This window comes from Nocardia vermiculata NBRC 100427, assembly GCF_001613265.1.
Classification (GTDB): Bacteria; Actinomycetota; Actinomycetes; order Mycobacteriales; family Mycobacteriaceae; genus Nocardia; species Nocardia vermiculata.
This window is the reverse complement of the sequence record NZ_BDCA01000005.1, coordinates 197,632-218,892: the sequence shown is the minus strand read 5'-3', so window position 1 is coordinate 218,892 and position 21,261 is coordinate 197,632. Positions and strand designations below refer to the sequence as shown.

The 21,261-nt window shown below is 67.2% G+C and carries 20 protein-coding genes; 9 read left to right on the top strand and 11 right to left on the bottom strand.

The features are described 5' to 3' along the window. The first annotated feature begins 25 nt into the window (after positions 1–25). The 3 genes from NV2_RS09050 (at position 26) to NV2_RS09040 (ending at position 2,414) form a co-directional block, all read left to right on the top strand. Complete coding sequence (locus tag NV2_RS09050) at positions 26–862, top strand: helix-turn-helix domain-containing protein (protein WP_210749386.1); 837 nt, start codon at positions 26–28, stop codon at positions 860–862. Positions 863–1,066: 204 nt separating this feature from the next. Continuing rightward, positions 1,067–1,228: a hypothetical protein gene (locus NV2_RS32170; protein ID WP_245662518.1), complete on the top strand. Its 162-nt coding sequence runs from the start codon at positions 1,067–1,069 to the stop codon at positions 1,226–1,228. 49 nt (positions 1,229–1,277) lie between these two features. After that, entirely contained in the window at positions 1,278–2,414 is a 1,137-nt protein-coding gene (locus NV2_RS09040; RefSeq protein ID WP_067871091.1) for a 3-ketosteroid-9-alpha-monooxygenase, oxygenase component, read from the top strand. Here NV2_RS09040 and NV2_RS09035 read toward each other — a convergent pair. The 4 genes from NV2_RS09035 to NV2_RS09020 all read right to left on the bottom strand — a co-directional run bounded on the left by NV2_RS09035 (position 2,397) and on the right by NV2_RS09020 (position 6,011). Then, the gene (locus NV2_RS09035; protein ID WP_067871090.1) at positions 2,397–3,041 is read right to left on the bottom strand and encodes a TetR/AcrR family transcriptional regulator; all 645 of its coding nucleotides are present in this window, start codon (positions 3,039–3,041) and stop codon (positions 2,397–2,399) included. The two genes, NV2_RS09040 and NV2_RS09035, sit on opposite strands and share 18 nt — an antisense overlap. Before the next feature lie 64 nt (positions 3,042–3,105). Continuing rightward, positions 3,106–3,864: an IclR family transcriptional regulator gene (locus tag NV2_RS09030; protein ID WP_067871209.1), complete on the bottom strand. Its 759-nt coding sequence runs from the start codon at positions 3,862–3,864 to the stop codon at positions 3,106–3,108. 152 nt (positions 3,865–4,016) lie between these two features. Then, positions 4,017–4,670, bottom strand: coding sequence for an IclR family transcriptional regulator (locus NV2_RS09025; RefSeq protein WP_245662517.1), 654 nt, complete (start codon positions 4,668–4,670; stop codon positions 4,017–4,019). Between the two features lie 168 nt (positions 4,671–4,838). After that, positions 4,839–6,011: an acyl-CoA dehydrogenase family protein gene (locus NV2_RS09020; RefSeq protein WP_067871208.1), complete on the bottom strand. Its 1,173-nt coding sequence runs from the start codon at positions 6,009–6,011 to the stop codon at positions 4,839–4,841. Positions 6,012–6,155: 144 nt separating this feature from the next. Between NV2_RS09020 and NV2_RS09015 the strand changes: the two genes are divergently transcribed. The 3 genes from NV2_RS09015 (at position 6,156) to NV2_RS09005 (ending at position 9,779) form a co-directional block, all read left to right on the top strand. Continuing rightward, entirely contained in the window at positions 6,156–6,641 is a 486-nt protein-coding gene (locus NV2_RS09015) for a nuclear transport factor 2 family protein (protein ID WP_067871088.1), read from the top strand. Between the two features lie 135 nt (positions 6,642–6,776). Continuing rightward, entirely contained in the window at positions 6,777–8,318 is a 1,542-nt protein-coding gene (locus NV2_RS09010) for an FAD-binding protein (RefSeq protein ID WP_067871087.1), read from the top strand. A gap of 12 nt (positions 8,319–8,330) precedes the next feature. After that, positions 8,331–9,779 (top strand): FAD-dependent oxidoreductase, encoded by a 1,449-nt coding sequence (locus tag NV2_RS09005; protein ID WP_067871086.1) that lies wholly within the window; start codon positions 8,331–8,333, stop codon positions 9,777–9,779. 36 nt (positions 9,780–9,815) lie between these two features. Here the strand turns inward: NV2_RS09005 and NV2_RS09000 are convergent, their stop codons facing one another. From NV2_RS09000 to NV2_RS08990, 3 genes are all read right to left on the bottom strand, one after another. Continuing rightward, complete coding sequence (locus NV2_RS09000) at positions 9,816–10,964, bottom strand: glycosyltransferase (protein ID WP_067871207.1); 1,149 nt, start codon at positions 10,962–10,964, stop codon at positions 9,816–9,818. Between the two features lie 95 nt (positions 10,965–11,059). Further along, positions 11,060–12,307: a cytochrome P450 family protein gene (locus tag NV2_RS08995; protein ID WP_067871085.1), complete on the bottom strand. Its 1,248-nt coding sequence runs from the start codon at positions 12,305–12,307 to the stop codon at positions 11,060–11,062. Continuing rightward, a complete protein-coding gene (locus NV2_RS08990; protein ID WP_174550565.1) occupies positions 12,308–13,075 on the bottom strand; it encodes a glucose 1-dehydrogenase in 768 nt (255 codons plus the stop codon). A 284-nt stretch (positions 13,076–13,359) separates the two neighbouring features. Between NV2_RS08990 and NV2_RS08985 the strand changes: the two genes are divergently transcribed. Further along, positions 13,360–14,280, top strand: coding sequence for an NADP-dependent oxidoreductase (locus NV2_RS08985; protein WP_067871084.1), 921 nt, complete (start codon positions 13,360–13,362; stop codon positions 14,278–14,280). Positions 14,281–14,391: 111 nt separating this feature from the next. On the opposite strand, the gene NV2_RS08980 is transcribed toward NV2_RS08985, so the two are convergent. From NV2_RS08980 to NV2_RS08970, 3 genes are all read right to left on the bottom strand, one after another. Beyond that, entirely contained in the window at positions 14,392–15,210 is an 819-nt protein-coding gene (locus tag NV2_RS08980) for an alpha/beta fold hydrolase (protein ID WP_067871083.1), read from the bottom strand. 87 nt (positions 15,211–15,297) lie between these two features. Continuing rightward, on the bottom strand, positions 15,298–15,501 hold the full coding sequence (locus NV2_RS08975; RefSeq protein WP_067871082.1) for a hypothetical protein: 204 nt from the start codon (positions 15,499–15,501) through the stop codon (positions 15,298–15,300). Positions 15,502–15,548: 47 nt separating this feature from the next. Next, positions 15,549–16,337, bottom strand: coding sequence for a helix-turn-helix domain-containing protein (locus NV2_RS08970; RefSeq protein ID WP_067871081.1), 789 nt, complete (start codon positions 16,335–16,337; stop codon positions 15,549–15,551). Between the two features lie 73 nt (positions 16,338–16,410). Here NV2_RS08970 and NV2_RS08965 point away from each other — a divergent pair, with 73 nt between their 5' ends. Then, positions 16,411–18,228, top strand: a complete 1,818-nt coding sequence (locus NV2_RS08965) for an ABC transporter ATP-binding protein (RefSeq protein ID WP_067871080.1) — start codon at positions 16,411–16,413, stop codon at positions 18,226–18,228. Beyond that, the gene (locus tag NV2_RS08960; protein ID WP_067871079.1) at positions 18,225–19,967 is read left to right on the top strand and encodes an ABC transporter ATP-binding protein; all 1,743 of its coding nucleotides are present in this window, start codon (positions 18,225–18,227) and stop codon (positions 19,965–19,967) included. Before NV2_RS08965 ends, NV2_RS08960 begins: the two co-directional genes overlap by 4 nt. Here the strand turns inward: NV2_RS08960 and NV2_RS08955 are convergent. Beyond that, on the bottom strand, positions 19,964–21,157 hold the full coding sequence (locus NV2_RS08955; protein WP_067871078.1) for a multidrug effflux MFS transporter: 1,194 nt from the start codon (positions 21,155–21,157) through the stop codon (positions 19,964–19,966). The two genes, NV2_RS08960 and NV2_RS08955, sit on opposite strands and share 4 nt — an antisense overlap. Positions 21,158–21,261: the final 104 nt, after the last annotated feature.

The following is a 21,261-nucleotide window of genomic DNA, read 5'->3' as shown; positions in this document are numbered from 1 at the left end:
CCGCCCGCTGTGCCACGGTGGAACGGTGACCAGCACAGTGCAACCGGTGGGCGAGATCCTGCGATCCTGGCGCCGCCGCCGCGGTCGGTCCCAACTCGACCTGTCCCTCGCGACCGGGGTCTCGGCCCGACATGTGAGCCGGATGGAAACCGGCCTCGCGCAACCGAGCCGCGCGATGATCGAGCGCATCTGCACCGCGCTCGAGGTGCCGCTACGCGAACGGAACCGGGCCCATCTGGCCGCCGGTTTCGCACCGCAGCACACCGAACGTGCCCCGAGCGATCTCGGAGCGGTCACCGTCGCACTCGAGTCGCTGCTGCACGCCCACGAGCCGTATCCGGCCGTCGCCATCGACGTGTGCTGGGACGTGGTGGCGGCGAACGCGGCGATGCATCGCTTCCTCGGCCTGATACCGGAGGCGGTCGCCGGTCCCCCACTGAACATGTTGCGCGCAACCCTGCATCCCGACGGCCTCCTCGCACACCTGCGCAACCCCGAGCAGTGGCGGGCCAACGCACTCCGTCGGGTACGACGTCAGCTGGACCGCACGGCGGACCCGCGGCTGCGGGACCTGCTCACCGAACTCCGGTCGTATCCGGGATCCGACACCGACCGGGAGCCGCCGGTCGCGGAAGAGATCGTGGTCCCGATGCGGATGACCATCGACGGCGCGGACCTCGCCCTGCTGTACACCGTCACCGTTTTCGGCGCGCCCTGCGACATCACGGTGGACGAGATCGCGATCGAGACATTCCTGCCCGCGGACGACGCCACCCGTGAATTGCTCGTCACGATGGCCGCCACTGCGGCGGCAACCTCCCCCGCAGCAGGCTCGATCGTGTCACTGTCGCCCGCGACGTAGCGTCCCTGCGCATGTTCCGCTGGGCTGAACTCGTGTGGTATCGGGTGCAGCCCGATTCCTAACCTCGGTTCATCCGAGGAAGGGATCCGGAAATTGCAGTCGCTCGCTTGCCACACCTGCGACGCTCGTGTATTCGTCGCGAAATACAGCCCCGCTCACACGAGCGTCCAATGGACCACCGAGTCCGCACGGACGTGTCCGGAAATGGCGGCCGCGGCCGGCCGCAGCGCCTATCTGCTGCGCTGCGAAGCGCTCGACCGCACGATCGACGAGGCCGCCACTCGGGGCGCGATCACTCCGACCACGCGGTCCGAGCCCGATGTCGAACCCCTTGCCGCAGCAGAGGTCCGCACGATCCCCCGGTGACCTCGGTGCTTGTCCCGTTCGATCCACCCACACAATTCTGGAGCAGCCGATGACTGTCGAACACGAGCGGATCGAGGTCCGCAATATCGAGACCGGGAGCAACCCGACGCGTTTCGCGCGCGGCTGGCATTGCATCGGTCTGGCAAAGGATTTCCGGGACGGTAAACCGCACCAGGTCAAGGTCTTCGGCACCGAACTCGTCGTCTTCGCCGATTCGACCGGCAAGCTCAACGTCCTCGACGCCTTCTGCCGGCACATGGGTGGAAATCTCGCGCGGGGCGAGGTCAAGGGCGACGCGATAGCCTGCCCGTTCCACGACTGGCGGTGGAACGGCAAGGGCCGCTGCGAATCGGTTCCCTACGCACGCCACGCCCCCAAACTGGCCCGCACGCGGGCCTGGACCACCATGGAGCGCAACGGCATTCTGCTGGTGTGGAACTGCCCGCAGGGATCCGAACCGCCTGCGGAACAGGCGATTCCGGAGATCGAGGGATACGAGGACGGGCGGTGGACCGACTGGACGTGGACCACGATCCAGGTCGAGGGTTCACATTGCCGCGAGATCGTCGACAACGTCGTCGATATGGCGCACTTCTTCTACGTGCACTATCAGATGCCGGAATACTTCAAGAACGTCTTCGAAGGTCATATCGCGGGCCAGCATATGCGGTCCTACGGCCGGGACGACATCAAGACCGGCGTACAAATGGATATCCCTGAAGCGCAGACTATTTCGGATGCCTTCTACTATGGCCCGTCCTTCATGCTCGACACGATCCGCACCGTCGCCGACGGTCGTACGGTCGAGTCCAAGCTGATCAATTGCCACTACCCGGTCACCTCGAACTCGTTCGTCCTCCAGTTCGGCACCATTGTCGAAAAGATCGACGGCATGACCGACGCGCAGACCGCGGAGATGGCGACGCTGTTCACCGACGGACTCGAAGAGCAGTTCGCCCAGGACATCGGGATCTGGAAGCACAAGTCCCGCATCGAAAATCCGCTGCTCACCGAGGAAGACGGCCCGGTATATCAGCTCCGGCGCTGGTACAGCCAGTTCTACGTCGATCTGGAAGACGTCACCCCGGAAATGACCCAGCGATTCGAGTTCGAGGTCGACACGAGTCGCGCGCTCGAATCATGGCACCAGGAAGTCGCCGACAACCTCTCAGTGTCCGGACAGTGATGCCACCGCCGGCCCTGCCTGCACCGAGGCAGGGCCGGAATCGGTGTCACGAGGGCGCATTCCGTCGACGAATACCGAGATCATGGTGCGGGCGAGCTCGGACAGTGCGTGCTCGGCGTCCGGACGGAACCAGCGCGAGGCGTGCCAGACCGCGTCGTAGACGAGCTCCTGAAAGATCCGGGGATCGATATCGGCACGGAGGTCGCCGGTGACGACACCCTCTCTGATGGCATCGCGCCAGGCCATCTCCATGATGTCGGCGGAGGCCGCCATATCGGCCGCTACCAGGCGTTCCCGCATGTACTCTCCCTCGCGGCGCCAGATCGAGGTGGCGCCGTGGTACTGCTCGCCGGTCTCCAGCGCGATCGTGGCGAGCGCAACGAGCCGTTCGACCGGCGGCAGATCTCGCGCCAGTACCTCCGTGCATCGCGTCGAGAGATCCTCGATGTATTCGCGGATGAGTTCGGTGACGATCGCTTCCTTGGACGGAAAGTAGTGGTAGAGCGCACCCGAGTAGACACCCACCGCGTCGGCGATCTCACGGATCGTGGTCGCGGAAACTCCCTTGTGGGCGAAGATCTCGGCCGAGCGGTCGAGGATCAGCTGTTTACGTTCCTGAGGATCCACGATCGCTCCCCTGTCGGATTCGGGTGTGGCTCATCCACGACGCCGATTGTGCCACACGCGTTGATCAAGCGATCAACGACGTCGGCCGCCCGGAACCGTTCTCGCCCAGGGCTCGCCAGATCAGTTGCGCCGCCGAGCGGACCGGCATCGCCAGCGCCACCGCGTCCACCACCTCGACCGGCCCGGTCACCGAGACAGCTCCCACGCAGCCGCGACTGCTGCCGATCGGGGCCGCCACACAGGCGATACCCGGCACAGATTCCTCACGTTCCACGGCCAGCCGCCGCCGTCGAATCTCGGCGACCTCCTGGCGATCCAGCGCACCCACCGCGACCGGGGCCGGCGCGGTCGGGGGGCGGTCCGCGGAATGCTCCGGCCGGACGTGCGCCAGCAGCACCTTGCCCAATGCGGTCCGCAACGCCGGCCGCCTCCCGCCGATGCGCGAGGGCACGGCGACGAGCTCAGGGCCGACCTTGTCCAGGTAGCGCACATCGTTACCTTCCAGCACCGCGAGGTGCACGATCAAACCACTGACCGCGTGCAGTTCGTGCAGCATCGGATGGGCGGCTCGATGCAGGTCGTCGTGCCGTTGCGCGAGTGCGCCCCACTCGAACATGGTGCGGCTCAACGCATAGACATGCCGACGTCGGCTGACCCAGCCCAGCTCCACCAATCGCGACAACATGCGATGGACGGACGAACGTGGCAGCCCGGTCCGCAAGGACAATTGCGACAGGGTGAGTTCGTCCCCGCCACTGAACTCGTCGAGCAGAGCTGCGATGCGGTCGATGACCGCCGGGGAAGAGTCGTCGCCGTTGCGCACCTGTACCTCCATCGGCGAGCCGGACCGTGAACAGCCCGGATGCGACATTGATCAAGCGATCAATCAATAGATGTCGACACGATAGCAGGCAGTCGGGATCTTCCGAAGCGGTTTCGGGGCGCCACTCGGTGGCGCCGCGCCGGGGCCGCCGCTCAGTGGGAAAGTTTCGACGCCACCAGATCGACCGCCAGCGCCAGGTCGCGATCGACTCCCGGGGGTATCCGTCCCACCGAGCCGGTCAGCGACAGGGCCGCAATCTCGCGGCGACCGGCATCGAAGGCCATGGCCACACACCACACGCGTCCACCGGCACCACATTCGGCGATGTTCTCCCGCACGGCTGGTCGCTGCCCGACCCGCCGCGCCAGCAGCGCGGCCCCCTCCGCGGTGTCCCGGGCGGGCCGACGCTGCCCGACCCGGGTGGGCAGGGCGGTCGCGGCCCAGCGGCCGCCGACCTTTTCCAGATACAGCACGTCGTCACCGTCGAGAACCGTCAAGTGCACGGCCATGGCGGTGCGTTGATGCAACCGGTACGCGATGTCGACGGCCGCACGGTAGATCCGGTCGTGATGCTGTGCCAGCGAGCCGAGTTCCACCATTTTCGGCCCGAGGTAATAGGTGGTGCCGCTGCGGCGCAACCACCCGACCCGCACCAGCTGCGACAGCAACCGATGGGTCGAGGAGCGGGGGAAGCCGGTGTACTCCGACAGCTCGGTGAGCGTCAGACTGCCGGCCTCACGAAACGGTTCGAGTAACAACAGCACGCGGCCCATCACGGTGCGAGGCGGGTTGTGGATAGCGGTCACGAGCACTCCGAAGACGAGACGGCCCATTGATTGATCAAACAATCAATGGACGGGATCATAGATCGGCCCGGGTCTCGGAAGGAGGAATCCGCCGAAACCCGGGCCGGGGGTCGAGCAGTGTGAGCTACGGGCGAGCGTGGATCAGCCGGCCTCGAAGGATGTTGCGGGTCAGATCATTGCGCGGTACGGCCCCTGCGGATCGCCACCGAGCTGGGTGAGTGCCGCCGAGTGGTAGATCACCCCGGGCACGTGGATGGCGTGGGTCAGGCCGACATGAGCGTCCCGCCAGAACCGCTGCATCGGCGTCTTCAGATGCACCGCCGCCCCACCGGCCCGGGCGAAGACCTCGTCCATCGCACGCACCGCGCGCCACGCCGCCGCGATCTGGGTGCGTCGGCCGACCGCGCGCTCCTCGAAACCGATCTCCAGCCCGCGGTCGGTCTTGTCCCAGAAACGGTCGACCGTTTCCAGCAGCGATACCCGGGCGGCGGAGATCTCCGCCGCCGCCTCGCTGACGGCGAACAGGACATAGGGATCTTCCTTGATCGGCACGCCGGTGACCTGCACTCGCTCCTTCTGCGCGGCGACATAGCAGGCCAGCGCGCCCTCGGTCATCCCGATCAGCGACGAGGTGATCCCCAGGGGGAAGATGCACGAGAACGGGAAACGGTACAGTGTCTGGTCACGGCCCGCGTGACGCCATCCGTTGCCACTGAGCACGATCTCGGCGTCGATGGTCCGGTACTCCGGTAGGAACGCGTCCTTCACGATCAGGTCCTTCGACCCCGTGCCGCGCAGACCGATGACATTCCAGCTGTCCTGGTCGATCTCGTAGTCCGAACGCGGCAGCAGCACATGACGTACCTCGCCGGTGCGATTGCCGTCCTTGTCGCCGACGGCCGCACCGATCATGACCCACCCGCAGTGATCGGTGCCCGAGGAGAAGGACCACCTGCCGTTCAGGATGTAGCCACCCTCGACCGGAACCGCGACTCCCATCGGCGCGTAGGGCGATGCCATCCACATATCGTTGTCCTCGCCCCAAACCTCTTGCTGTGCGCGGGGATCGAAGAAGGCGAGTTCCCACGGATGCACACCCACGATGCCTGCGACCCAACCCGCGGCACCGTCGAGCGCGGCCAGCGCCATAACGGTCTCGGCGGCCTCGCGAGGATGCCCCTCCAGACCGCCGTACTCCTTCGGCTGGAACATCCGGATGATGCGGGAATCCCGCAGATGCTTCGCGGTGGTGTCGGTGAGCCGCATGAGGGTCTCACCTTCGACGGCGCCGGCGCGGATCTCGTCGGCGTGCTGCATGATGCTGTCCAGTACATGGCCCATGGCGGCACACACTCCCAGCGCGGAGGGCCCGGCACACCTGGATTTCCGTTGAACGGAAACGGCGGCGCCGGGACGCACCGATACCGGTAGAACGGTGCGAACGGCACCGCCCACGCGGGTGCCCGACAGCGGAACAGGAGCGCTATGACCGAGACCGCAGATGTGGTGGCTGCCCTGCTCGATCGAGTACAGGCACTGGAGGACAAGGCCGCGATCCAGGAGGTACTGACCGCCTACGGTCCCGCCGTCGACGCCGGCGACGCCGACGCCGTCGCCCGGCTGTGGGCCGACGATGCCGTGTACGACATCGATATCCGGGTGATGGAGGGGCGCGACGCGATCACCGACATGGTGCGCACCCCACCGCACCAGGACTTCATCAACGAGGGATGCGGGCACCTGCTGGATCCCGTCCACATCCGGGTCGACGGCGATACCGCGGTGGCGACCTGTCACTCACTGCTGTTGCGCCGCAACCTCGACGAAGACTCCTTCCGGGTCTGGCGCGTCACCGCCAACCGTTTCGAACTCGCACGCATCGACGGCAGATGGCTCATCCGGCGCCGCACCGCCCGGGTCCTCGACGGCAGCGCGGCCGCCCGCGAACTCCTCGCTCGCGCCGACCGCTGATCACCTGTTCGCGGCGGACGACTTCGGGAATTCCGGGCCGGCCTTCCGGTCAACGGGAAGGGGCGTTGGCCGGGCCCGGAACCGGACTTACCGTCAGCTCGGCACGAGTATGCAGCGCAAGGAGGCGGTGGAGCAGTGGTGAACTTCGATGACGAAGTGGATGTTCTGGTGGCAGGGTCGGGTGGTGGCCTGGCCGGGGCCTACACCGCTGCCCGGGAGGGGCTTTCGGTGGCCGTGGTGGAGGCGACCGACAAATTCGGTGGGACGACGGCATATTCGGGTGGCGGTGGCGCCTGGTACCCCTGCAACCCGGTTCTGGAACGTGCCGGCGCGAACGACACGCTCGAGGACGCGCTGACCTATTTCCGCGCGGTGGTCGGTGACCGCACCCCGGCCGATCTCCAGGAAACCTATGTCCACCGCGGGCGCGAGCTCATCGAATACCTCGAAAGCGACGACCATTTCGAGTTCCAGGCCTACCCGTGGCCGGACTATTTCGGATCGGCACCCAAGGCGCGCAACGACGGTATGCGGCACGTCGTACCCGCGCCGCTGCCGGCGGCCGAGCTCGGCGAACTGCACGACCAGTTGCGCGGCACACTGGACACCGACCGCTTGGGAGCCGAACCTACCGACACCCTGATCGGTGGCCGAGCGCTGATCGGTCGCTTCCTGAAGGCACTGTCGACCTACCCCGAGGTGCGTTTGCACCGCAACGCCGCCCTCGTCGAACTCGTGGTCGAGGAGGGCACCGTCGTCGGCGCCGTGATCGAGAAGCCCACCGGGACGGTCACGATCCGGGCCCGGCGCGGTGTGCTCCTGGCCGCGGGCGGATTCGAAGGCAACGACGAGTTGCGCCGGCACTACGGCGTACCCGGCCAGGCCCGGGACACGATGGGGCCGCCCGGAAACCAGGGGCGCGCGCATCAGGCCGGTATCGCCGCCGGTGGTGATGTCGACCTCATGGATCAAGCCTGGTGGTCACCCGGACTCACCCACCCCGACGGTCGCTCCGCGTTCGCCCTGTGCTTCACCGGCGGCATCTTCGTCGGGCCCGACGGCAAACGATTCGTCAACGAATCCGCACCCTACGACCGGCTCGGCCGCGCCGCCATCGAACGGCTCCGCGACGGCAGCCTGACCCTGCCGTTCTGGATGATCTACGACGACCGCGACGGTGTCGTCCCACCGATCCAGGCGACGAACGTGTCGATGGTCGAACCCGAGAAATACGAGGCTGCCGGGCTCTGGCATACCGCAGATACGCTCGACGAACTGGCGGCAGCGATCGGTGTCCCGGCCGCGGATCTCACCGCCACCGTGGCGCGGTTCAACGCCATGGTCGCGGCGGGCGCCGACACCGATTTCGGCCGCGGCGAAGAAGCCTACGACCGCGCCTTCACTCCGGGGCAGTCGCCGCTGGTCCCCATCGACCGGGCACCGTTCCACGCGGCGGCATTCGGGCTGTCCGATCTCGGCACCAAGGGTGGTCTGCGCACCGACCGCAACGCCCGCGTACTCGACCACGCCGGGTCGCCCATCGCCGGGCTGTACGCCGCGGGTAACACCATGGCCGCGGTCAGCGGCACCGTCTACCCCGGTGGCGGCAATCCGATCGGCGCGTCGATGCTGTTCAGCCACCTCGCGGTGCTGGACATCCTCGGCCGCGGAAAGTGAGGATTTTGCACCGTGAGTTCGCGCGAGGTCGGACAGGGTTTCGACGAGGAATTCGACGTCGTCGTCGTGGGGTCGGGTGCGGCGGGTGCGGCTGCGGCCCTGGCCGCGCATCAGGTCGGCGGCGACATTCTCGTGGTCGACAAGTGTGACGAGGCCACGGCGGGTGGCAATACCCGCGTATCCGGTGGCGGCTGGTGGGTCAATCGTGATCCCGAGCGGGCGCGAATCTTCTTGCGCGCCCTGAACGGTCCCTTTCCGGTCGCCGAGGACGTCGTCGACGCGTGGGCCACCGAGACCGCCGAGGTGTCGACCTGGTTGCGGGAGCTGGGAGCCGAGGTCGCCATGAGCGGCGACTACCACACCGAACCCGAATACCACGCGGTCGAGGGCAGCGACTGTTACGCCGGAATGGACACGATCGCCGGGCACATGGGAAACGGTCTGCTGCACGGCTTTCTGCGGGCGGCATTGACCGATCGGAATATCGAAACCCGGTACGAGACCGCCGCCACCGGCCTGATCGTCGAGGGCAGCGCAGTGGTCGGCGTCGAGGTCGCCGGTGCGGACGGTCCGCAGCGCATCGGGGCACGGGGCGGCGTCGTCCTCGCCACCGGCGGCTTCCAGGCCGATACCGGCATGGTGCGCGACTACCTGCGCGTCACCGATCACGTGCTGTGGGGGTCACCCGCCGCGACCGGCGACGGCCACCGGATGGCCCAGGCCGTGGGCGCCGACCTGTGGCATATGGGAAATATGATGAGCATCACCGGAGTTCGCGGTGATGACGGCAACGGCAACTACCTGGCGTTGTGGAACGCACACAACTATCTGTGGGTGGACGCCGACGGCCGCCGGTTCATCGACGAGACCACCTCGCCGTGTCACGGACATATCCTCCGCGGCGGCTCCTACGAACTGTTCCCGCTGCAACCCTTCCACCTGATCTTCGATGAACAGATGCGGACCGCCGGACCGTTGAGCCCGGCACCCGATGTCCTGCCGGTGGGCTGGAACCTGCTCATGAACGGGTCACGCTGGAGTGCGGACAACAGTGCCGAAATCGATCGCGGACTGATCGAGCGTGCGGACTCGATCGCCGAACTGGCCGAAACGATCGGCCTCGACACATCGACGCTGCAGCGCACCGTCGATGGGTACAACGCCGCATGTGCGCAAGGGACCGACGAACACTTCGGCCGCGCCCCGGAACAGCTCGGCCCGCTACGGCAAGGCCCCTTCTATGCACTGCGGGTCACGCCGCTGCTGGGGTGGACCAACGGCGGACCACGTCGTGACGGACGGGCACGTGTTCTCGACACACACGGTGCGGTGATCCCCGGCCTCTACGCCGCCGGTGAAATCAGCTCCACCTACAGCTGGTGCAAGGACGGCGGATTCCACATCGGTGACGCCCTGGCATTCGGACGTGTCGCCGGGCGCGACGCCGCCCGCAGGGCATGATCACCGCCGCCCGCACGGCATGACCACCGCCGCGCGCTACCGGTTCGTGAGTTCGGCGATCACCGTCTCGGGCCGGGGGCGGTCGGCGATCTCGGCGGCCACCTCGCGGGCCCGACGGCGGTATCGGCCGTCCTCGAGCGCCGCAGCGACAGCGGGTGCGATCCCTGCTGCCGCGTCGACCGTGATCGAGGTTCCTGATGCGGCGGCGCGCGCGGCATTGATGGGCTGGTCGGCGCCCTGCGGCCACAGCACCATGGGCAGACCGTGTGCCATGGCGCCGAGAATGGTGCCCACACCGCCGGCCCCGACCACCAGATCCGCACGCTCGAGCAACTGCTCGAGCGGGACGAAGGGCACGTACAGCACCCGCGCACCGTCCGGCCCGGACTCCTGTTCGCCGTCCGGGCGAGCGGTGGGGTGTCGCAGCGAGGAGCCCAGGGTCGCGATCACGTGGGCGCCGGTCTCAGCGACCGCCGCCACGGCCGCGGTGAGGGTGTCCGGGTCCGAGAAGATGGTGCCGAAGGTGACCAGCACGGTGGGTGCGTCATCGGCATCGAAGCCGGGCAGATCGAGTGCGACGTCGGTCGGCCTCCGGTGTGCTCGGGCCCGGACCGGCCGGACTGTGGTACCTGGCGACCAGTCGGGGTCCTGCAGCCCCGGTGGGCACGGGTCGATATAGCTCGCGGCCGCCGCGACCTCGCGAAGCTGCACCCGGTCGTACCGACCCGCAGCAGCACGATCGATCTCGTCGGTGATCACCGCGGGCAGCGCCGGACCGAGACCCGCACGATGCCATTCGATCCCCAGCCGAGCGGCGATCATCGGCCCCACCGCGTCGAACGGCTCGGCGACGACCAGCTCCGCACCCCATTCGGCGGCCCGATCGATGCTGTCCGCGACGGCGAGGTCGACCCGGGCACCACCGAAGATCTCACCGATCACCGCGGGCGTCGGATGGAACACATCCGCGCCGGTGCGCCGGGCCGCCTCCTCGGAGAATTCGTCCGGCATCACACCCGCAGCAAGGAATTCCACCTCCGGTGGAAGTTCCGGAGCGATCACGTCCCTGAAGCCGCCGCTCGTCACCAACCCGACGGCATGCCCGGTATCGACCGCTGCCTGCATGAGCGGAACCAAGGGCAGGATGTGGCCGAAGGCAGGAGTCGCGCTGAACAACAGTTTCATGGGCACCCGTTCATCGTCGCCGGCATCGGCGCCGGTTCGATCTGGTTGAGCTTGCAGTGCAATCGAATTCACCCTACGGCACCGCAAGTCGACGATCAGAACGTGTTGACCGGAGCCGGCGGGAATGTGACCGGCAGCGCCGTCAAAGCCCGGTGAAACGGCCCGGGGCGCCACACCGGGGTGCCGTCCGGCATCGCCGGGCGCATCTCGGGCAGTGCATCGAGCAGCTGGTCGATGGCGTCCTGCGCCACCAGGTAGGCCAGCGACTGCGCCGGACACGCGCGGGGCCCGACGCCCCACGCCAGATGCGAGCGGTTGCCGGTGTGGTCGGCGGCCCGGATCGCGGGATCGTTGTTGCAGGCAGCCATGCTCACCAGCACCGGCTGATGTGCGGGCAGCCAGACGTCCTCGATCAGGATCGGTTGGCGAGGGTAGGTCATCAGCAGATTCGCCACCGGTGGGTCGTCGAACAAGACCTCGTCGAGGGCGTCGCGAGTGGACATGCTCCCGCCCATGACATGTCCGCCGAAGCGGTCGTCGGTGAAGATCAGCAGCAGCGTGTTGACGATCAGGTTCTGCTGCAGCTCGATGCCTGCGCCGTACAAACTGGCCAGATGACTGACCATTTCGGTCTCGTCGAGGCCGGCCGGATGTTGCAGCAGCCGGGACGTGACGTCGTTGCCGGAGTCGGCCTGTTTGTGGGCCACCAGATGCTGCAATGCCTCGTTGATGGCTTGATTGCCTTGTTCGGCATCGATTCCCTCGAACATGGCGGCCATGCCACCGGCCACCCGTTGCCCGATCTCCGGCGGGCACCCCAGCAGTGCATTGACCACCGCGAACGTCAGCGGAAATGCGTACTGGCCGATGAGATCCGCGGTGCCGGCCTGACAGAAGGAGTTGATCAGGGGAATGGCAATCCGCTCCACAGTGGTATGGAACGCATACAGATCAACCTCGTTGATACTGGCGGTGACAGCCCGCCGGTAGCGTTCGAAGTCGGGCCCGGAACTCCTACTCGCGGTGGGACGCCACTCCATGATCGGCAACACCGGGCACTCGGCCGGAATATCCTGTTGCCAGGTGCGCGGATCGGCGGGGAAGTGCTCGGGATCGTTGAGAATCCGCAGCGCGGTCCGATAGCCGATCACCAAGGTGGCCGGTACCCCCGGCGCCAGCTCGATCGGCACCAAAGAGCCGTATCGTTGTCGCATTTCACGGTAGACGAGGTGTGGATCCGAGGAGAATTCCGGCGTGAAAAGCGGTACCCGCGGCTCGTCGGAGACGACCGGAGAACCATGGGCGACCGGACAGGAGGAAACATTCACGTTCGGCGTACTCATTCAGCCGGCCGACATGCCGTGGTCGAGCGCGATCGCCTGGCCCGTCGAGCCGGCGGACGCATCCGACAACAGCCAGACGATGCTCTCGGCCACATCCTGTGGTGTCAGCAGGATTCCGGTGGGATGCAAGGCAGCGGCCTCGGACTCGGTGAACATCCCGGCGTTGATCGCATGATCCAGCATCGCGGTGCGGACCACCCCTGGACAAACGGCGTTGACCCGAATCCCCTGTGTCGCATACTCGATCGCCGCGGTGCGCGTCAGCGCCACCACCCCGCCCTTGGCCGCCGAGTACGACGCGATGCCCAGCGGAAGACCGACCAAACCGGCTACCGAAGCGGTGTTGACGATCGCGCCGCTGCCCTGGGTGAGCATCTGCTGGATTTCGTACTTCATGGACAGCCAGACACCTTTGAGGTTCACCGCATGCAGGGTGTCCCACGCCTGTTCCGAACTCTCGTGCAACGCCACCCCCTGCTCTTCGATGCCGGCGTTGTTCACCGCGCCGTCCAGTCGGCCGAATCGGTCCACCGCTGCCTGGACCAGAGCCTGCAGGTCGGTCGCAGCGGTCACATCGGCGCGAACGAAGAACGCATCGCCGCCGCCGTCGGTGATCCTGGCAACCGTCTCGTTCCCGCCGTCCACGTCGATATCGGCGACGACCACACTGCCGCCGTACTCGGCAATGCGCTGTGCGGTTGCCGCACCGATCCCCTGTGCCGCTCCCGTGACGACGACGCTCTTCCCGGCTAGCAACGAATCAGCCACTGTAGGCTCCTTTTTCGAGATTGTAGCGTTGGTCGATGGGTTCGAAGCGGGCGAACATTAGCACGCGAGAACAGCTTTCGGCGGCACGCGCTTCCCGCCTGCGGCAGGCGGGAAGCAGCTGGTGAACGCTCGAGGAGAGCCGACACGTGGTACACCCGGACACAATCCCGCTGGATGTGCGCCGTGCGGCATACGCTTCGAAGTCCGAACCCGTCACCGACCCTGCTGCTCCGATCCGCTGGACCGATCCGGGGTAGCGCCGCATCGACCATGAGGAGCGAGACATGCAAGCCGTCGTAGTTCTCGATCGGGCCGCCGGCCTCGCCGGGCTGCACTCGGCCGACCGGCCCTATCCCCATGCAGCGGAGAACGACGTCATCGTGCGCGTCCACGCCGCCGGTTTCACGCCGGGCGAACTGGACTGGCCGGCGACCTGGACCGATCGCGCCGGGCGCGACCGCACACCGAGCATCCCCGGGCACGAGCTGTCCGGTGTCGTCACCGAGCTCGGATTCGGCACCACCGGGCTGAGCATCGGACAGCGAGTGTTCGGAATGGCGGACTGGGCCCGCGACGGCGCCCTCGCCGAATACGTCGCCGTCGAGGCCCGCAATCTGGCGCCGCTGCCCGCCGACGTGGACCACGTCACCGCTGCGGCACTCCCGATCGCCGGCTTGACCGCCTGGCAGGGGCTGTTCGATCACGGACATCTGAGCGCAGGTCATAGCGTGCTCGTGCACGGCGTCACCGGAGCTGTGGGATCGGTAGCCGCGCAACTCGCCCGGCAAGCCGGTGCCTACGTGATCGGCACCGGCCGCAGCTCGAGCCGCCGCCGGGCGGCAGAACTGGGCGTCGATGCCTTCATCGATCTGGAGACGGAGAAACTCGCCGACGCGGGCAGTGTCGATGTGGTCTTCGACGTGCTCGGCGGTGAGTTCCTGGAACCGTCCGCCGCACTGGTCCGCCCGGGCGGCACGCTCGTCACCATCGCACTCCCGACCGATATTCGGCCCGCGGACGGCCGGACGGTCTTCTTCGTCGTGGAACCCGACCGGGTGCGTCTCGCCGATCTCGTCCAGCGCGTCCGCGACGGCCGACTCACACCGGCGGTGGGTGCGGTGCGGCCGTTGTCGGAAGCCGCGGAGGCGCTGCAACCGGCCAACCGAGCGAGCGGGAAAACCATCGTCTCCGGCGGCGACCGGTGAGTGGGGCCGCGGACGCCCACCGGGCCATGGCCGAGGGATGTTTCACCAGCCTTGCGGTCGCCCCGGCAGTGAACGCCGTACGCACGATCGCCACCGACCTGAAGCCCGTAACTAACGTGTGTAGTCGAGAATCGAGCGAGCGAGGGCGTCAGGGGCCTCGAGCATCGCCATATGTCCGACGCCGCGAAGGTATTCGAGTTCGGCCCCCGGCACTGCCTCGTACTGGCGCGCCGAAGCCGGGTCCCATCGAGGGTCGGAATCCCCGAAGATCACGAGAGGCGGCTTCCCGGCGGCGAGGAGACGCTCGGGCACAGTCCCCGCGACGATGTAGTCCATGTTGGCGGCGAGAATTGCGCGGATCCCGCGATAGGTCGTCCTGCGCAGATCCGCCACAGCTGCGTCGGGCACCGTGATCGGGGCCGCTGCAGTCGCTGCCAGTCCGCGCAGGATCATCGAGTCGGTACGAATCGCCCACACGAGCGGGCCCAGGGGCGGCGAGGCGAGCGCCTTGACGATTGCCGGCTCGGGCAAGAGCGCTGCGGGACCCGGCCCCGTACCGACCAGGACCAGCTCGCCGACCAGGTCCGGACGACGCTCCACGAGAGCGGTAGCGACATACCCGCCGCTGGAGTGACCAACCACCTTCGGATTCCGGCACCCGAGCTCGTCCAACACTGCCGCTGTCCGGTCCGCCTGCTGGGGAACAGCGTAGGTGGACGGCGGCTCGGATCGGCCGCATCCCGGAAGGTCGATCGTGATCACCCGATACGCGGTGGCGAGCGACGGCACCAGCGGCGCCCACGTCGAACCGGTTGCGCCCGAACCGTGGATGAGCAACAAGGGCGGTGCTGCCGCGTCCCCATCGATGACAACGTGCACCCCGTGGACTGTCGTGTCGATACCTGTCGTGCCGGGGTTCGATTCGCTCATGACGACAGCTTCGCCGGAGACTCGTCGCCCCCTCTTGTACAAATGTCACATTTCCGTGGTCCCGAGGCCGACATGCGGCCGCGTCGTTCAGACCGCGCTTCGTGCCTGCGACGACCCGAGTGCGCGTATGGCCTCCGCGGTCGCCCACTGAGCTTCCGCCTGCGCGAGGGCAGCATGCGCCTGTGCCTGAGCGATCACGTTCCGCCGTTCCGCGCCGCTGGCCGCGTCGCCGGCGGTCAGGCCACTGAGCAGCGCCTCGGCGCGCTGCTTGTGAGTGGTGTAGTCATCCATCGCGCAATTCTCGCACGCCGGGCAGGGACGCGGTCGCAGTCGAAATTTCAAGGGGTGGACGCTGTTCCGAGATCAAAGCGGATGCCGGCGCGGAGCATATCCGTGGCCGACAGTCCGATCATGTCGCGAAAGGTTTCACTGAAATGCGACGGGGTGGCGAAACCGGCGTCGATGGCGGCGCGAGTGAGGTCGTGGCCGGCGGCCGCGCCGCGAACCGTACGGACGATGCGGCTCCACCGTTGATAGCCACGGAAGGTAGTGCCGTACTGCTGGGTGAACAGTCGCAGGAAATGTGTGGTGGACAGACCCATCTTCGCGGCGATCTGATCAGCTCGGAAGGTCCGGTCCGGATGGTCGCGGATGATGGTGGCGACCTCTTCGATGCGCGGATCGGTTACCGGCGCGGGACCGGCGACGGCACGGGCGTAGATGCGATCGGGGTCCACGTCCACGTCCTCGGCCAAGCACAACTCGACCAGTTCTCGTTCCCGTCGATGATTGAGTCCGAAAACCCCTGAGGAATAGGCCATCTCGTCGGAAATGGCCGTGGCGGGCGCACCGGCGGGCTCGACGAACAGTGCCAGAATCCAGCCCTCGGCGGCGACCAGCCGCTGTGTCGTGCGAGCGGGGGCGAAGAAACTGCCCGTGCGGATCCGGCCGTGTTCGGCGGTGTGCACAACGAGCGGGCCGTGCAGTCCGACGCTGAGCATGGCGACCGACGGGCAATGCGGTTCGACGCCGAGATCCGGCCCGATGTAGCCGACATGTCCGGCCCGCGCCCAGGCGACCGGCGCCCGAGCCGGACCGCAGATTTCCGAAAGCGGATCAGTGTCCACACCTGTCAGGGTATCGCTGCGCCACCGAGAGCGTCGGAGGCGAGAAGCACTACCGGAAGCACGGAGACACTCGATGCGCAGCGATACCGCCGAGACGAAAGCGAAATCCCCGCCCCCGAACGATCTCGAGCCGGCCCGGCAACAGTCCGGGTCATTGCGTCCCTTTGCCGGCAGCTTCGCCGCTGTACTGATCTTTCAGGTCATCGGCGCCCTCGCCGGACTGGCACCGCTACTCGCCGTCATCGAACTGGGCCGGATCCTGCTCTCCCCCAACCCGATCGATCACGGTCACGTCTGGGTTGTCGTTCTCGCGGGCGCGATCGGCCTGCTGGTCCGGCTGCTGTTCACGGCGGCATCGGCAGCCATCGGACATCTACTCGACGGGCGGGTACAGCTGTCGCTGCGCCGGCAACTGGCCGCGGGGCTGGGGCGGGTGCCGATCGGCTGGTTCTCCCGCCGCCGGACCGGCGAGCTGGCACAGGTGGTGGGCGACGATGTGAGCGCCGTGCACCCGTTCATCGCACACACGCCCGGCGAGCTCGTCTCCGCCTTCGTGGTGCCGCTGGTTTCGCTGATCTATCTGTTCACTATCGACTGGCGGCTGACGCTCGTCACGCTCATCCCGGTAGTCCTGGCGGTGGCGCTGGTGCCGGCGATGATGACTCCGGCCCGGCTGCGCGAACAGGAAGAGTTCGATGCGGCCATGGGGCAGGTGGCGAACTCCGTCGTGGAGTACGTGCAGGGCATCGCGGTGGTCAAGGCATTCGGCGGTTCCGGGCAGGCCCACCGCGCATTCCGGACGGCCGTGGATGATTTCGTCGGGACCTTCTTCCGCTGGGGCCGCGGTCTCGCCCCGATCGCCGCGGGCATGCAGCTCGTGCTGTCGCCGCCGTTCGTCCTGCTGGTCGTGTTGACCGGCGGTGCGATGTTGCTGGCGAACGGTTCGCTCGCACCCGCCGATCTGTTGCCGTTCCTGCTGCTGGGACTGGGCCTGACCGCCCCGGTGGCCGCCCTCGGCCACGGCTTCGACGAGATGCAGGCCGCGCGGCGCGCGGTCGGCCGGATTCGGGAGGTACTCGCTGTATCGCCGCTGCCGGAGCCCGCGCATCCCGTTGCACCCCAGGGACATCGGGTGGAACTGCGCGGTGTTCGGTTCGGCTACGACGCAGAGCACGAGGTGCTGCGCGGAATCGACCTGGTGCTCGAAGAGGGGACGGTCACCGCACTCGTCGGGCCATCCGGAAGCGGTAAATCCACCCTGGTACAGCTACTGCCACGCTTCTTCGATCCGACGCACGGGTCGGTCATGCTGGGCGGGACCGATCTGCGTGACATCGACAGCGATGTGCTGTACCGGAACGTCGCCTTCGTCTTCCAGGATGTTCGCCTGCTCCGAGCTTCGGTCGCCGACAATATCGCGCTGGCCGTACCACGCGCCGACCGCGCCGGTGTGGTGCGCGCCGCCCAGCTGGCGAACATCCACGATCGTATTCTCGAGCTGCCCCACGGCTACGAGACCGTGCTCGGCACGCAGGCCCAGCTTTCGGGCGGTGAGGCTCAGCGCATCGCACTCGCCCGCGCACTACTCTCCGACGCGCCCATCCTGGTGCTCGACGAGGCGACGGCCTTCGCCGACCCGCAGACCGAACAGGCAGTGCGGCAAGCACTGTCGACACTGGCAGCACAGCGCACCATTCTGGTCATCGCCCATCGCCTGGAGACAGTCGCCGACGCCGACATCGTCGTGGTGCTGGAGGACGGGGTGATCGTCGAGCACGGCCGGCCGGACGACCTGTTGGCCCGCGGCGGCAGGTTCGCCGCTTTCCGGCAGGCCCACCGATCAGCGATCGCGGACGGATCCGAAACCCCACAGGGAGATGAGTACCGATGATTCGAATGCTGCTGCGCGTCCTCGGACCCGAATACGCCGCGCCGGTGCGCCGCACGGTTGCCCTCATGACAGCAACCGCCGTGGTCGAAGGATTGTCCTACGGCCTGCTGGTTCCCATTCTGCGCGCCCTGTTCGGGGATACTCCCGCGCAGGCCCGTCCGTGGCTGGTCCCCTTCGGTGTCGCGGTCGCGGTCTACGCGGTGCTGCGCTATCTCAGTGATCTGTCCGGCTTTCGCGTCGGAACCACCCTGCTGCGAGGGATGTACTACCGGATCGGTGAGCATCTGGGCCGTCTACCTCTCGGCTGGTACAGCGGCGGCCGTGTCGGCGAGGTGTCGGTGCTGGCCAGTCGTGGAGTCCTGGAGGCCATGAGCGTTATCGCACATCTGCTGGCACCGTTTCTCTTCGCCGCGGTAACCCCCTTGACGATCGTCCTCGTCCTGCTGTCCTACAACTGGCAGCTGGGTGTGGCCGCGCTGGTCGCCGCGCCGATCGTGGCGGCGATCAGTGGCTGGACGGCCCACGCAACCGCCGCCGCAGATGCGGAGCGCTCCGAGCTCGACGCCGCAGCCGCCGAGCGGGTCATCGAGTATCTCCGGGCACAGCCGGTACTGCGAGCCGGCGGCCGAACCACTGCGCGCTTCACGCTGCTCGACGACTCGCTCCGCGAACTGGAACGCGCGTCGCGCCGGTCGACGGTGGCCGCACTACCGGGAGTCGTCGGTCTCACCCTCACAGTGCAGGCGATGTTCACGGCCCTGCTCGTCCTGGGCACCTATCTCGCCCTGGGCGGCGAAATCGGAGTGGCAGAACTCTTGGCGGTCCTGGTATTGGCCGCCCGCTGCGCCGATCCACTGCTGTCGCTATCGGATATCGGCGGCAAGCTCCGTGGCGCGCGCGCCGTGCTGGCCGGGCTCGACACACTGTTGCGCACCGAACCGCTGCCCGAACCTGCCGATCCTGTCCGGCCCGGCCGTCATGACCTGGAGTTCGAGTCCGTCTCCTTCCGGCACGGCGACCGGCAGGTGTTCGACAACGTGTCCCTCACGGTGCCTCCGGGCAAGCGGCTGGCCGTCGTGGGCCCGTCGGGTGCGGGCAAAACCACGATGCTGCAACTGCTCGCGCGGTTCTATGACGTGGACTCCGGCGCGGTGCGAATCGGCGGTGTGGATGTACGTGCGATGAACTCGCAGGAGTTGATGGCCCGGTTCGCCATCGTCTTCCAGGACGTCCATCTGTTCGATGGAACCATCGAGGAGAACGTGCGTCTCGGCCGCCCCGGCGCGACCGAGGCGCAGATGCGGGCCGCCGCCACCGCCGCGGGCCTGGACGAGGTGATCGAGCGGCTCCCCGACGGCTGGAACGCGCTGGTCGGCGAAGGCGGCATGCTGCTGTCGGGCGGTGAGCGCCAACGGGTTTCCATCGCCAGGGCGCTACTGAAGGATGCACCCATCGTGCTGCTGGACGAGGTGACCTCCGCCCTGGACCCGGTGAACGAGGCAGCGGTCCACGCCGGTATCGAGCGCCTCATGGCCGGCCGAACCGTAGTGATGGTGGCGCATCGCCTGCGCACCGTCCGCCGCGCCGATCACGTCGTCTTTCTCGACGGCGGTCGAATCGTGGAACAGGGAAGCCACGAGGAGCTGGTCGGCCGGGGCGGCCGCTACGCCGCGTTCTGGGCGATATCCCAACCACTGTCGGCCGTTGACAACCGCCGGGTGGAGAACGCTCGTCTCTAAGCGGTCCTCGCCGCGGTAGTCGCGGCGGTGGGTGTGTCGGTGGTTGCCGTCGGTCGGGCAAGAACCAGCAGGGCGATCGTCGCGACGGCGGCGCAGATCAAAATGCTCGTAGCCATCCCGGTCGCCGAGCTGCCGACCAGCGGTGACACCACGGCCGCCAGGCCGAACTGGCCCGCACCCATCACTGCCGAACCGGTCCCCGCCGCATGCGGAACTTGCGCCTGGCCGAGCGCGGTGGCATTTCCCATGATGAATCCGAGTGTCGTGGTCATCAGGAACATCAGCGGGAGGACCACCCAGCGCTCGGTCCCACCGACAGTCACCGCGAGTACCAGGGCCAGCCCGGTTGTCAGGAGGGTCAGCACGCCGAAGGTGAGGAGTTGGCGGGCATGGAATCGGCCGATCAGCCTGGTGTTGACGATATTGCCGCCGACGATTCCGATCGAGTTCACTCCGAATACGAGGGAGAACTGCCCCGGGCTCAGGCCGAGTGCGTCCTGCGCCACGAACGGTGATGCGGAGATATAGGAGAACAGTGCACCGAAGCCGAACATGAACGTCATCGTGTAGCCGATGAAGCGCCGATTCCCGGCTACCGACCGCATGTTGCGGGCCAGCGCAATCAGTCCGCCGCTGTGCCGCCGCTCCGGCGGCAAGGTCTCGGGGATCACCATCGTGATACCGAGAACCATCAGCACTCCGGCGCCTGCGAGCACCCAGAAGATTCCACGCCAGCCGATCGGACCGAGCAATGCGCCACCGAGCAGTGGCGCCAGCACCGGGGCCACCCCGCCGATAATCATCATGATCGAAAACAGCTTCGCGGCCTCATCGCCCTTGGCACGATCAGCAATCGCCGCGCGAGCCAGCACGATCGCCGCACCGCCGCTCAGCCCCTGCAGCAGTCGAGCGGCAATCAACACCTCGATGCTCGGAGCGAGTGCACACAACATGCCGGTGATCACGAACGTGACGGTGCCACCGAGCAACAGCTTGCGCCTGCCCCAGCTGTCGGACAGCGGACCAATGATGATCTGACCGATTCCGAGTCCGGCCATGAAGGTCGTCAAGGTCAACTGGACGGTCGAAGCCGACGTCACCAGGTCGTCTTCGACAGTGGGAAGACCCGGCAGATACATATCGGTGGCGAGCGGCGCGGTAGCGGACAACAACGCGAGAGCCATCAGCATGGGAACGGAAATAGCTCGGGACACATGTGAATCCAGCGGTGCGGACGTTCGAGTTTATTCCGACATTTCAGTTGATCTTCGTCACCGCCATGCCGGGCTGGTGC

Bases quoted from the DNA above. Each gene is read 5' to 3' on its own strand.
- NV2_RS08985 (WP_067871084.1), top strand. From the start codon at position 13,360: ATGCAAGCCGTCGTAGTTCTCGATCGGGCCGCCGGCCTCGCCGGGCTG.
- NV2_RS08955 (WP_067871078.1), bottom strand. From the start codon at position 21,157: ATGCTGATGGCTCTCGCGTTGTTGTCCGCTACCGCGCCGCTCGCCACC.
- NV2_RS09020 (WP_067871208.1), bottom strand. From the start codon at position 6,011: ATGGGCCATGTACTGGACAGCATCATGCAGCACGCCGACGAGATCCGC.
- NV2_RS08965 (WP_067871080.1), top strand. From the start codon at position 16,411: ATGCGCAGCGATACCGCCGAGACGAAAGCGAAATCCCCGCCCCCGAAC.
- NV2_RS08995 (WP_067871085.1), bottom strand. From the start codon at position 12,307: ATGAGTACGCCGAACGTGAATGTTTCCTCCTGTCCGGTCGCCCATGGT.
- NV2_RS09040 (WP_067871091.1), top strand. From the start codon at position 1,278: ATGACTGTCGAACACGAGCGGATCGAGGTCCGCAATATCGAGACCGGG.
- NV2_RS32170 (WP_245662518.1), top strand. From the start codon at position 1,067: ATGGCGGCCGCGGCCGGCCGCAGCGCCTATCTGCTGCGCTGCGAAGCG.
- NV2_RS08960 (WP_067871079.1), top strand. From the start codon at position 18,225: ATGATTCGAATGCTGCTGCGCGTCCTCGGACCCGAATACGCCGCGCCG.
- NV2_RS08980 (WP_067871083.1), bottom strand. From the start codon at position 15,210: ATGAGCGAATCGAACCCCGGCACGACAGGTATCGACACGACAGTCCAC.
- NV2_RS08975 (WP_067871082.1), bottom strand. From the start codon at position 15,501: ATGGATGACTACACCACTCACAAGCAGCGCGCCGAGGCGCTGCTCAGT.
- NV2_RS09000 (WP_067871207.1), bottom strand. From the start codon at position 10,964: ATGAAACTGTTGTTCAGCGCGACTCCTGCCTTCGGCCACATCCTGCCC.
- NV2_RS09015 (WP_067871088.1), top strand. From the start codon at position 6,156: ATGACCGAGACCGCAGATGTGGTGGCTGCCCTGCTCGATCGAGTACAG.